Here is a 13341-nt window from a genome sequence, read left to right on the forward strand (position 1 = left end):
AGCCATTGAGAAAAGCCGTAAAATTGCAATATGGTAGAAAATTTAAAACTTGATATTTTAGCTATAGGAGCGCATCCTGATGATGTAGAATTGAGCTGTTCTGGAGTTCTAGCAAAAGAGGCCGCAAATGGAAAAATCACCGGTATTCTCGATCTAACCAGAGGAGAACTAGGCACTAGAGGCACACCCGAAATTAGAGATCAAGAAGCCGCAGCGGCCGCAAAAATATTAGGCGTTTCAGTACGAGAGAACTTGGGTTTTCGTGATGGTTTTTTTACAAATGATGAAGAACACCAGCTGGAAATCATTAAAATCATAAGGAAATACCGACCAGAAATAGTGCTGTGTAATGCTTTTTATGATCGTCATCCAGATCATGGAATGGGTTCTGAACTAGCTAGTAAGAGCTGTTTTTTATCTGGGTTGCGCAAGATAGAAACAGCGCTCGATGGGATACCTCAAGAATCGTGGAGACCTAAACACGTATATCATTATATACAATGGCAAGATATGGAACCTGACTTTTTAGTAGATATAAGCGGTTATATGGATACTAAAATCGCATCTGTTGCAGCTTATGGTTCTCAATTCTATGATCCTAATTCAGACGAGCCTGAAACACCTATAAGTAATAAGAACTTCTTTGAATCCATAAAATATCGAGCTGCTAACTTAGGAAGATATTTAGGGACAGAACATGCTGAAGGATTCAAGTCAGAACGTTATCCTGGAGTGGATCATATATTTGATTTAAAATAATTTTTAAAAAGTGTTTTGAATATTAAGAAATGCATTAAATTTGCATCCGCTTAACGGCGCAGTGGTTGAATTCTTGAGATCCACTTTAATAAAACTCACATAGATATGGTGGTTGTAGCTCAGTTGGTTAGAGCGCTGGTTTGTGGTGCCGGAAGTCGCGGGTTCGAATCCCGTCTTCCACCCTTAAAAGTCCTAGAGAAATCTGGGACTTTTTTTATATCCATAAATTTCTACAGTATATATTCCTATTACCTCGTGAAATGAGAATTTTGATTACCGATTTGTTTTCATTTCTTGAAAGCTTATTATTCACACTTTAGAAAAGGCAGTGGTTATACCTAAAACAACAATGAAATAGTCCTTTGAGTATTAATAATCAACTGATCTTTAATAATGTAACACCGAAGTAATAGGGTACTTATTTAATAGATCTCTTCCTTTTAAAAAATCTAATTCAATCACAAAATTAAAACCAGCAACGGTACCTCCTATTTTCTCAACGAGTTGAGCAGCCGCAAAGGCTGTTCCTCCAGTAGCTAGGACGTCATCATGGATCAATACATTATCGCCAGGACTAATAGCGCTTTCTTGAACTTCTAATGTATCTGTACCATACTCCAGATCATATTCTTGTGTAGCGAGCTTGCCTGGTAGTTTACCTGGTTTGCGCAGCATTACAAACTTTGCTTGAAGAGCATCTGCTAGTAACATACCGAAGAGGAATCCTCTAGACTCTATCCCTACAACTACATCTATGGTTTGAGCTCTAAAATCTCTAACCAGTAATTCTGTGGTGATGGACCTCGCTTTCGCGGAAGCTAACAATGGAGAAATATCTTTGAAAACGATTCCTTTTTTAGGAAAATCAGGAATATCGTGAACCAGTGTGGCTATAAATTCATTATTCATGAGCTAAATGTAAGAAGTTGTTTTTATTTTATGTGTAAATTTGAGATAAACCTTATACTATGTGAGCTTTTCTATTTATAACCCTTTGCTGGTCTATGATCTCTATGAGTCAAGAGAATCATACTTCTTCACAAATTAATGAAGTAACCTTGTACTTACAAGGTGCGCGATTAGAACGTAGCGCGACGATTCAACTAGAAAAAGGGACTCATGAAATAAGATTGAATGACCTATCACCAGATGTTGATGAGGCCAGTATTAACATTACAAGTTTAGACGGTTTGCGTCTTAATGGACTGAGCTATGGTTCAACGGGACTAGAAAAAAAAGATACTAGCGCCAAAGTTGAATCTCTAGATCAACAAATAAATAGTATAGAAAAAGAAATCGCAAGTTTACGTGCCATCAATAATGGCCTGGACCAGGAACATATACTACTGGAAAACAACCGCAATTTAAATAGTAAAGAAACTGGATTAAGCCTAGCTAAGATTAAAGAATTTGGTTCCTATTTCAGAACACGTTTTACTGAGATTATTAAATCTCGTAATGCAAATAATGATTTAATAGTTACTGCTACTGAGCGACTCAACAAGTTAAAGCTTGAAAAAGAAAAACTGAATCCAGAGGCAAATGAGAATCGTGGATTCATTACTCTTAAGGTGGTAGTTCCAAGTACTAGAAGCTATAACATTGCCTTTAATTACAATATTTACAGTGCTGGATGGGTTCCTATTTATGATATTATAGCAAAAGGAGCCGATGAAGATATCAACATAGTCTTTAAAGCTCAAGCTTACCAAGCTACTGGTACCGATTGGACAGATGTCAAACTGAATATTTCTACAGGTGATCCTGATCTAGATCACCATATGCCACAGCTGAATCCAAAACGCTTAGGCTTTATAAGAAATAATTATTCTAGCCGAGCAACGAGCAGAAGTAATAAAAGGTACAACCCGTTGGTGAAAACTGTGCGTGGTAAAGTAATTGATGCTGGTGGAGAACCTGTTTTAGGAGCAACAATTATGGTAAAAGGCACCTCGATTACCACTACAAGTGATTTTGATGGAAATTATAGTATTAATGTGGAAGATGGAAAAACGCTAGTTTATAGTTTTGCTGGTTATGATCCACAAGAGCTACCTGTATATGCTTCTACTATGAATGTTACTATGGAAGGGTCACTAGATGCGGTCGTAGTAATGGGATATCGCTCTATGAGCAATAGTTCTACAAACCGCTTTGAATATGATGCCGAAGAAGCTGAACTGGCTGATGAATACATTCCACCAGTAGTAGATAATGTAGAAGAGAACATCGCTTCTCGTACTTTTAAACTATCCCAGCGCTACTCCATCGAAAGTACTGGAGAATCTACAGACATAGAAATATCTAATGATAAGGTTGCTGCAACGTACTCCTATTATACTGCACCGGTAATCAATGAAAATGTATTTCTCACTGCAACACTTTCTGATTGGGAAAACTTAAACTTAATTCCTGGAGAAGCAAATGTGTATTTTGAAGATGCTTACATCGGTAAGACTTACTTTGATACAGATACTATCAAAGAAGACCTGATTGTAGGTCTAGGTATAGATCCACAAATAAGTGTGAGCAGAGAAGATATCAAAGACTTTAAGGCCAAGTCCTTTTTAGGGAGTAATCGCATAGTATATAAAAACTACGAGATTACCGTAAAAAATAATCGCAATAAGCCTGTTAGCATTAAATTACAAGATCGCTTACCTATAAGCGGTAACAGCGACATTAAGGTGGATAATGTTGAAATAGGTAGCGCACAAATGGAAGAAGATACCCAACTCCTAACTTGGCAAATGGTTCTACCGAGTGGTGAACAGAGAAAAGAGCGATTCTCGTACCGAGTAAAACATCCTCGTAAACGACGTATTAATTTAGAATAATAATTAAAATAATACCATCATAGTTTTGTGGTAATATTATTAAAAGTTTTATATTTGCAGCCGCTAAGGTACTAAGTCCATAGCAATTTTGGCCTCGTGGCGCAACTGAATAGCGCACTTGATTACGGCTCAAGAGGTTACAGGTTTGAATCCTGTCGAGGTCACCACTTATTCCCAAGAATATTTTTTTATTCTTGGGAATATTTTTTTGTGCTAGATTTAACTAGTCGAGAGTTATAAGATAAAATATGATTTAAGTCAACTAAAAAGTTAGACGATTCAACTGTTGGGCTCACGAAGTATAGCAAGGGTTTCAAGAGATTGAAACCCTTTTTTATTTTCCTATTTGCAGTAAACTAACCGGTTGTTTCTTTTCATTTTGATGTTTTGAATTAAAAACTTGATAATTCAAATTCACAACGCACCTGTTTTAAGAGAAGTTTACGGCGCAACATCTATTAAAGCTAACGGTATCTAGCAATATAACACACATCATGTTTTCTGTTTTTTCTTTCTCGCAGCTGGAAATAAAACATTATTTAAAATCAGTCTGTAGCCTGGGGAATTAGGGTGAAGACTAAGCTCAGTAGGTGGATCTCCAACTCTATGCTGGTAATCTTCTGGATCGTGACCACCGTAGAATGTGAAGAATCCTTTACCACGTATTCCGTGTATGTATTTTGCTTCTTTGTTAGAACGGTTTTCTCCTAGTACTAATACGTTTTTCTTTACTTCTCTATGATCATAACTAGTAGTCTGGCCCATAAAACCTTTTACAAGACTGGTGTGATTTTGATTAAGCATGGTAGGAATAGGATCCCATTTTGCTGAAAAATCCATTAAGGAAAAGTAATCCAGTTCTTTTTTAATGCCACGTTTTTGAGTCATGTCTATAGAGCTAAACTCATAGACATTAGGCGAGCGTTCTAATGTAAAGTCTGTAAAAGCAAACGTTTTTGTGTAATCAATCTTAGTTTGATAAGCGGCATCACTCGGGTCACCGTCAAACATGGGTTCACAAATATCCACACCTTCAGCAGCTAGGGCTATGTCAAAACTGTCTGTTGCACTACACATTGCAAACATAAAACCGCCACCTACTACATAGTCACGTATTTTAAGAGCTACAGCACGTTTTTCCTCACTTACCTTATCATATCCTAGCTTAGCAGCCAGTTCTTCGGCTTCTTTCTTTTCTTGAATATACCATGGTGCTGTTTTAAAGCTGCGGTAAAATTTACCATACTGGCCCGTAAAATCTTCGTGATGTAAGTGCAACCAGTCATATAATAAGAGTTGATCTGTTAACACTTCTTCATCATAAACCTTAGTATACGGAATCTCTGCATAAGTAAGTACCATGGTAACTGCATCATCCCAGGGCAATTTTCCTGTAGGTGTGTAAACGGCTATTTTTGGCGCTTTTTCCAGTAGTACTTCTTGCATATTTTGTGATGGACTCGCCACTAGGGCTAGTATAGAGTTGACCTCACTTTCAGTCATTTCTTCATAGCTCACACCACGTACGATCAGTTCTTTTTTTATTTCTTCTACATGAGGCATTAAAAATGAGCCACCACGATAATTCAGTAACCATTTCACCTTTGTTCCTTTACTAAGTACCCAGTAAGAAACTCCATAAGCTTTTAAGTGATCACTTTGCGTTTCTGCGTCCATAGGCACAAATAAATACTGTGCCGTCATGCTTTGCGACACTAGTAAAACCAGCAAATAAAATAAGAATTTCTTCATCATAGAATTTCAATTTCTGAGCAAGTAGTTGGGTCAGCACGCTTTCGCGAAAGCGTAATCACAAAAACCTTTATCATAAAAAAAGTCACAATAATGCTCCTGTGCTAAGATAGCAAAGAACACTGTAGTTCTAGAAAAAAGTGAGTAAACTTTAACGACATGCTAGAATGGCACCTCATCTTCTGGGTTTTCTGGAAAATCCCCAAAGGCTTCCTTTGCACTAGGTAAGCTTCTTGTATCTAGCGCATCTGGCTTAGTGGTGTCGTCATTTGCGGCGTTCATTTTAGAACCAAATTCATAAGGTGTCGAGAAATCATCGAGGTTATCAAATTTACCGAATTGTCCTAGGAATTTCAATCGTATCGCATCTGTCGCACCATTACGGTGTTTTGCTACAATAAACTCTGCCTGATTTGCTGTAGGACTCTGATCATCATCATCCCATTCTTCAAGGTTATAGTACTCTGGTCTGTAGATAAAAGAAACTATATCTGCATCTTGCTCAATCGCACCAGATTCACGCAGGTCAGACAGTAATGGTCGCTTGCTACCACCACGTGTCTCTACTGCACGAGATAATTGTGATAGGGCTATTACTGGAACGCTTAATTCTTTTGCAAGTGCTTTTAAGTTACGCGAGATTGTAGAGATTTCTTGTTCTCGATTACCACCTTTATTACCCGTTTGAGCGGTCATTAATTGCAGGTAATCAATCATGATCAACTTTATACCGTGTTGAGAGGCCAGTCTTCTACATTTTGCTCTAAGGTCAAATATGGAAAGTGATGGCGTGTCATCAATAAAAATAGGAGCACGTTCTAAGTCTTTTACTTTTACGTTTAATTGCTCCCATTCAAAAGGCTCTAGCTTACCGGTTCTTAACTTTTCACTACTCAATCCAGTCTCAGAAGAGATCAAACGAGTAATGAGTTGTACTGAACTCATTTCCAGGGAGAAAAATGCCACAGGAATATTAGATCCTACCGCAATATTACGCGCCATAGAAAGTGTAAATGCCGTTTTTCCCATACCTGGACGTGCGGCGATAATGATTAAATCACTAGGCTGCCATCCTGAGGTTAAACGATCTAGATCTGTAAAACCCGTCGGGATTCCACTCAATCCATCACGGTTTGCAATATCCTCGATACGTTGCTTAGCCTGTTTTACCAGATCCATAGCAGTCTCTGTGCTTTTTCTAATATTTCCTTGAGTTACCTCATAGAGTTTAGACTCTGCTTTATCGAGTAAATCAAAAACATCTGTAGATTCCTCATAGGAATCTGAAATGATCTCAGTAGAAAGTTTAATCAGACTACGCTGGATGAACTTTTGCTGGATAATCCTTGCATGGAATTCTATGTGTGCAGTAGAGCTCACCAGTTGAGATAATTGCACGAGATAATGGTCGCCTCCAGCGGCTTCTATTTTCTCATCCTTGCGCAACTGAGCACTAACGGTTAATAAGTCCACTGGACTACCGCTTTTAAAGAGTTTATCTATCGCATCAAAGATGAACTGATGCGACTTCTGGTAAAAAACTTCTGGTGTTAAAAGATCTATAACCTCATCTACTCCTTTACCATCAATCATTAACGCACCTAGAACAACCTTTTCTAAATCAACAGCTTGCGGCGGTATTTTCCCTCTTTCTAGAGGTATCACCATGCTGTTATCAGTTTTAGAAGTGGCCAATGATTTAATTTTTTCCATAGAGTCAAAAGTAATGTTTTATAGATGTTTTTAAATTGTGACGATGTCTTACAGTAGTTAACAAAATAACTAATTCTTACAATGATAACCTGTTAATAACCGTCCTTTTTTTTAGATTGTATGATATATCAAGTAGGGACAACAACGCTCCTAGAATTATGCGATCAGTTCTAGCGTTAATAAGTTTTAAATTGATGTCTTTTACTGGCACCTAAATAGAGTGACTAAACAACCTAATTTTTAAACTTAAATTTCAAATTGTTTTGTAAAAAAAAATTGCATAGCGGCAGCTATCGCAATAATCTTAAGTAAAAATGAAACGGTTTATCAAGTCATGATATTCACTAAATAATAGTAGACATAAAAAAGCCGCTCCTGTTTTAACGAGCGGCTTAAATCTCATTACTAATTTGAGTCTATTTTATCAACTCATAGCTTCTGGTTACAAAATCTGTAAGTGCTTCTCCTTTTAACAAGCCCTGAGACAACTTTGCAAGGTCAACAGATTGTTTAATCAAGCGTTCCTTTTTTTCAGCTGTTTTAGTATTAAATATTTCCTGTACTAACTCGTGATTTCCATTAACTACTAGATTATACATATCTGGCATGTTACCGAAGCCCATCATTCCACCACCACCGCCGGTAGCTTGCATTTCTTTCATGCGTCGCATAAACTCTGGTTGTGTAATCATAAATGGTGCTGCGTCACTACTCATGGCTTCTACCTGTACAGTATAATTAGAGTCTGCAATGGTAGTAGTAATAACTTCTTTTAAAGATTCTTTCTCTTCATCTGTTAATTTAGAGATTTGATCTTCATCCTTTTTAATAAGGTTATCTACATGATCTGCATCTACTCTTACAAAAGTGATATTCTCTTTAGAGCTTTCTAACTTTTGCATCAAGTGAGAAACTATAGGTGAATCTAGCAGTACAACTTGATAACCTTTTGCTTTTGCGGCAGCGATATAAGAATGTTGCTCTTCTTTATTACTAGCATAAAGGATTACGGTTTTATCATCTTTATCTGTTTGAGTAGGCTTAATCTTCTCTATTAACTCATCCCAGATAAAGTATTCATTATCTACTGTAGGATATAGGGTAAACTTATCTGCTTTTTCAAAGAATTTCTCCTCACTTAACATTCCATATTCAATCACGATTTTAATATCGTTCCACTTTTCTTCAAAAGCTTTACGGTCCTCATTGAATAACGACTTTAATTTATCTGCTACTTTACGTGTAATGTAGCTTGAGATTTTCTTTACAGCACCATCTGCCTGTAAATAAGAACGTGATACATTTAAAGGTATGTCTGGACTGTCTATCACACCACGTAACATGGTTAAGAATTCTGGAACGATTCCTTCTACATTATCAGTAACAAATACTTGATTCTGGTATAACTGGATACGATCCTTTTGCACGTTTAAATCTTGAGTCATCTTAGGGAAATACAAGATTCCAGTAAGATTAAAAGGATAGTCTACATTCAAGTGTATGTTAAATAGAGGCTCTTCAAATTGCATAGGATACAACTCGCGGTAGAAGTCCTTATAATCTTTATCTTCTAATTCTGTAGGCTGTTTAGTCCAGGCTGGATTAGGGTTATTAATGATATCATCTACCTCTTGAGTAGGTGCTGGATCATCTTCTTTTGCATCTTCTGGCTTAGGTAAAGTCTCTGTACGCATACCAAATTTAATAGGCACAGGCATGAACTTATTATACTTAGTTAATAGCTCACGTATTCTAGATTCCTCTAGGAATTCTGTCTCATCTTCACTGATATGAAGTATAATCTCTGTACCAAAAGCCTCTTTATCTGCTGGTTCAATAGTATAGTTAGGTGATCCATCACAAGTCCAGTGAACTGCTGGTTCATCCTTAAATGACTTCGTTAGGATCTCCACCTTATCTGCTACCATAAATGCACTGTAGAACCCTAGACCAAAATGCCCTATAATTCCACTATCCTGCGCCGTGTCTTTGTATTTTTCTAGAAATTCCTCAGCTCCAGAAAAGGCTACTTCGTTAATATACTTCTGCACCTCATCTTCTGTCATTCCTAGACCTTGATCTATGATATGAAGTGTTTTTGCATCCTTATTGATCTTAATCTCGATTTGTTGATCGCCTAGTTCCACACTCGCTTCACCTATACGTGCTAGGTGTTTTAGCTTCAGCGTTGCATCTGTCGCATTTGAGATTAATTCACGTAGAAAAATCTCGTGATCGCTGTATAAAAACTTCTTAATAAGCGGGAAAATATTTTCTACCGCTACGTTAATGGTTCCTTGTTGTGACATGTTAATTGTTTTTTAAATTCTTTATATCGTTTAAATACCGTGTTAAACACGCTCTGTTTTTAGGATAACGCTTTCGCGAAAGCGTAATTCCAAAAAGCATTATTTATAATATGTTCTCAGTGCTACTCAAAAGAAATACCAAAACAGATCATATGACAAGCTGACAGAATTTATCATTCAAACAATACGACCGTTAATGGATTCAAACTTACCGATGGTCAGTTAACGCTATAAAAAGCTCTTACTTATATCCACATTTGTACTGTAACAATTTGAAAATATAATTAAAGATCAAACCAATGAAAAGAATATCAATGATAATGGTATTTTTCCTAGGACTAGGAAACCTACTACATGCTCAAGTAGATCATGCCACAGATAATTACTTACAAATCTCACCTAGAATAGGTTATGATTTCCCTACTTACTATAATAACACACCTTATATAGATTATAATGGTGGAATTATGGCAGGATTAAGTGTAGACTATTACTGGAACTGGATAGGAATAGGTGCAGATATAGATTACATACGTAACAGTCCAGAAAATATTTATCCTACAGATGGGTTGCTCGATTTTGACGGATCACCGTTTACTTCCTTTAACACCTCAGAAAATGGAATTAGCCGCCTTTTTTACGGTATAGGTCCTAATTTTCAATACCGCAGCCCGAGTAGGAAATTCAGCTCTGAATTTAATTCTAGAATAGGACTAGCCTCAATTAAAGGAGGAAGATTAACTCATGAAGGTTCTACTGCAACTAGTACTGATATCCCGTTAAATTTTCATGCTGGATATGATATAGGAAGCGCTTTAACTTATAAACTACAAGTGCGCTTTAATTACTTCTTTAACAATGGATTAGGCGTACATGCAGGCGCTTATTACATGAGACATCTTAACGTTACTGAATCTGATGAAGGCGGTATCTCTACAGGTTATCATGAATTTAACAATGATCAAGATGTTAACATTTTAACACAACGTACTTACAGACAGCGATCAGAGCCATGTGACTGTGACATTTCATCAGTAGGAATTTTTGCGGGAGTAAGTTATAAACTTAAAAAACATGATGATGAAAGCTGTCAAGTATGCGATACCTATAATTTAACGGTAACCGCTAAGGATAAATATACTGGTGAAATTTTACCAGATACTGATGTAGTCCTTAAGAATACCGCTGGTGAAATCGTACAATCTGCAACTACAAATGCCTATGGTGTTGCCGTTTTTAATGATATTAAAAAAGATGATTATACCATAGAAGGAAAACTATATGAAGTAAATCTAGAAGGCAACACAGTCGTTAAGAATGAGTTTAAAGCAAATGAGACTGTCCAAAAAGAAATCATTTATGGTGATTTGAACTTTATTTTAAAAGGAAATGCGGTAGTATGTAATACCACCACACCATTAAATGGAGTCTCTGTGATTCTAAATAATATGGACGTTGCAGAACAGAAAAACACCTTAACAAATACAGCTGGTGAATTTATATTTAACATAAAACAACAGGCTACTTACTCCTTACGTGGAAAAAAAGCAAATTACTTTTCACAAACAGAAACCATTTCTACGGCTTCTTACGATCGTAACACCACCTTATTTGTAAAACTAGAAGTATGTCTAGAAGAGGCAGATTGTGGAACGGCCATAGGTCTTAAAAATATTCTTTATGATCTAGATGAATACTACATAAGAGCAGACGCTAAACCTGAATTAAATCGTCTTGTACAATTCATGCAAGATAATCCAGGTGTACGTATAGAAATATCTTCTCACACAGATTCTAGAGGTTCAAATGATTATAACAAAACTCTTTCTCAGAACCGCGCAAGCGCCGCAAGAGACTATATCGCATCACAAGGGATAGACGCTAATCGTGTTATAGGTGTAGGATATGGAGAAAGTAAATTACTAAATCGCTGTGCAGATGGTACTGAATGTAGTGAGGTGGAACATCAACTGAACAGAAGAACAGAAATGAAAGTAATCTGTCTACAATAAAATATTTACAAATAACCAGCGGTAATGATACCGCTGGTAACTAAAACTTATAATGATGAAAACATATAAAACTATATATAAAACACTAACCATAGTAGCAATAATAGCCACTATGATAGCTTGTGATACAGATGAAGCTTGTGGCTATGATGGAGATGATGAGAAGGATTGCCCTATCATAGATGCAAACATAGGAGATACTTGTGATAGTAATGGTGATGGAAATCTCGACGGACTTGTTAACGAATTTTGTGAGTGTATAAGTGAACAGGCCTTTGATTGCCCTAATCTAATGTTAAACATAGGCGATCCTTGTGATAGCAGCGGCGACGGAGTTGATGATGGAACGGTAAGCAATATTTGTGAATGTATAGAAGATTCCGTAATAGTACCTACAGCATGTCAAGGGCTGATGCAAAATGGTGATTTTGAAACCATTACTGGTGATCCTAATTCCACTATAGATAATGACATAGACCTTGCCACATTCTGGGGACCTTTATGGGCCAGTGGTAGCCTGGCAGACTTATTTGACGCTACGACTACATCTTTTGGTAGTTCTAGTTTTGTTGCTCCTACACCTGCAAATGGCGTTTTTGCAGGAATGTGGATTGAAAACTCTAATAATTCAAGTCCTAGTTTCAGAGAAGGAATGTTTAATCAACTAAATGCCTCCATATCACCTAACTCGGGAAACTATTCCTTAACATTTGATTATGCTGTAATGAGTACAAACTCGAGTAATCCAGTTAAAATAGGAATCTATGGTGTTAATTTTGGAGGCACCTTGCCACCTAATCCTACTGGTATGCAAACACCTTCTAATCTTAATTTATACGGAACAGGAAACTCAGTGTATTTAGGTGAAGTGGTAGTACCGTCTGGATCTACAAATAGTTATACTACTGTCACGATACCATTTGACACTAGTACTTTAACCATGCCTACAGCTGGATTTAGCCATATTATGATTACAAATAGTCATTTACCACTGCCAGATTTTGGTAAAATGTTTATCGCATTTGACGAGTACTGCCTGATTAGAGAATAATCATCTTCAAGGGGATAGCGTAGTATAAAGTAAATTTCCTACGCTGGTCCTTTTTTTAAAAATAAAATTAGATAACTTTAACACAACCCAAAAAACCAAAAATTATGAAGAAATTAAAAAATATTTTTGCAATTGTAGCTACAACACTCCTTATCAGCTCTTGTGATAAAGGTCTAGGCGCAGATCTAGACTGTGAGTATAATTATGGAAAAATGGATCGGGAAATTGGTGTAAATAAAGTCAATGAATTTGTAACGATGAGGAACTCATCTTCTTCCATTAGCAATGGTATAATTACCTATGAAGACAATAAAGGTGCCATAAAACAAGTAAGTCTATCAACTGAGGTTCACTTTAAAGTTGATGATGTTATTTGTTATTTAAAGGATTTAGAGAAAACATATGGCACAGATTATACTAATTTAGGGTTAAGAGCTTATATGGCTATAGAAAATAAAGATGGGAAAGATGTCACTACTATTGTTTTCGCTCCTACTGGCACTCTTAATGAATCCAATGCAGAAAACTCTATTTTAAACCCCAATATTGAAGGTGCAAATTTATTAAATCACGGCAGTACTGGCATGCCTCCATATGGAGTAGCAACTGGCAGCCAGCAATTAACAAACCCTTAAAAAATGGGTGTTGTTGATATTTCACAATGTTTAATTTACGGTAGTATGCTATTAGCTCTAGCCTACTCCATTTTACGGTGGAATAGCATTAAAAACAAACCTGAAAGATGGATCGTCCTTTTCTTATTTACCACCGTTATGCTAGAAATACCAGCATTTTACCTAAAGTCTATTGAGTCTAAAATAATAGTGTTTAATAATATTATCATCCTAATAACTAATTCAATCCTGATGTATTGGTTTTATGAATATACAAGAAAAAAGAATGTATTG

Annotated in this window: 9 protein-coding genes and 2 tRNA genes; 7 read left to right on the forward strand and 4 right to left on the reverse strand. The window is 36.5% G+C overall.

Annotation, left to right across the window (positions count from 1 at the left end):
• Positions 1–30: 30 nt before the first annotated feature.
• Together bshB1 and ACTF48_RS05345 are read left to right on the forward strand one after the other, a co-directional pair.
• Positions 31–759, forward strand: coding sequence for a bacillithiol biosynthesis deacetylase BshB1 (bshB1, locus tag ACTF48_RS05340; protein ID WP_438962113.1), 729 nt, complete (start codon positions 31–33; stop codon positions 757–759).
• A gap of 107 nt (positions 760–866) precedes the next feature.
• Positions 867–942, forward strand: a tRNA-His gene (locus ACTF48_RS05345).
• Positions 943–1146: 204 nt separating this feature from the next.
• On the opposite strand, the gene ACTF48_RS05350 is transcribed toward ACTF48_RS05345, so the two are convergent.
• Positions 1147–1668, reverse strand: a complete 522-nt coding sequence (locus ACTF48_RS05350) for an adenine phosphoribosyltransferase (protein ID WP_438962114.1) — start codon at positions 1666–1668, stop codon at positions 1147–1149.
• A gap of 104 nt (positions 1669–1772) precedes the next feature.
• Here ACTF48_RS05350 and ACTF48_RS05355 point away from each other — a divergent pair, with 104 nt between their 5' ends.
• Entirely contained in the window at positions 1773–3596 is a 1824-nt protein-coding gene (locus ACTF48_RS05355) for a mucoidy inhibitor MuiA family protein (protein ID WP_438962115.1), read from the forward strand.
• Between the two features lie 90 nt (positions 3597–3686).
• Positions 3687–3763, forward strand: a tRNA-Arg gene (locus ACTF48_RS05360).
• 325 nt (positions 3764–4088) lie between these two features.
• On the opposite strand, the gene ACTF48_RS05365 is transcribed toward ACTF48_RS05360, so the two are convergent.
• From ACTF48_RS05365 to htpG, 3 genes are all read right to left on the reverse strand, one after another.
• Positions 4089–5348, reverse strand: coding sequence for an asparagine synthetase B (locus ACTF48_RS05365; RefSeq protein ID WP_438962142.1), 1260 nt, complete (start codon positions 5346–5348; stop codon positions 4089–4091).
• Positions 5349–5510: 162 nt separating this feature from the next.
• Entirely contained in the window at positions 5511–7061 is a 1551-nt protein-coding gene (gene dnaB, locus ACTF48_RS05370) for a replicative DNA helicase (RefSeq protein ID WP_438962116.1), read from the reverse strand.
• A gap of 416 nt (positions 7062–7477) precedes the next feature.
• On the reverse strand, positions 7478–9370 hold the full coding sequence (gene htpG, locus ACTF48_RS05375) for a molecular chaperone HtpG (RefSeq protein WP_438962117.1): 1893 nt from the start codon (positions 9368–9370) through the stop codon (positions 7478–7480).
• A 299-nt stretch (positions 9371–9669) separates the two neighbouring features.
• Here htpG and ACTF48_RS05380 point away from each other — a divergent pair, with 299 nt between their 5' ends.
• From ACTF48_RS05380 to ACTF48_RS05390, 3 genes are all read left to right on the forward strand, one after another.
• Positions 9670–11382, forward strand: a complete 1713-nt coding sequence (locus ACTF48_RS05380) for an OmpA family protein (protein ID WP_438962118.1) — start codon at positions 9670–9672, stop codon at positions 11380–11382.
• Positions 11383–11437: 55 nt separating this feature from the next.
• Positions 11438–12433 (forward strand): hypothetical protein, encoded by a 996-nt coding sequence (locus tag ACTF48_RS05385; RefSeq protein ID WP_438962119.1) that lies wholly within the window; start codon positions 11438–11440, stop codon positions 12431–12433.
• 104 nt (positions 12434–12537) lie between these two features.
• Positions 12538–13068 carry a hypothetical protein gene (locus ACTF48_RS05390; protein ID WP_438962120.1) on the forward strand — a complete coding sequence of 177 codons (531 nt, stop codon included), beginning with the start codon at positions 12538–12540 and terminating at the stop codon, positions 13066–13068.
• Positions 13069–13341: the final 273 nt, after the last annotated feature.

Source organism: Nonlabens sp. (assembly GCF_965660805.1).
In the GTDB taxonomy this organism is placed as follows: domain Bacteria; phylum Bacteroidota; class Bacteroidia; order Flavobacteriales; family Flavobacteriaceae; genus Nonlabens.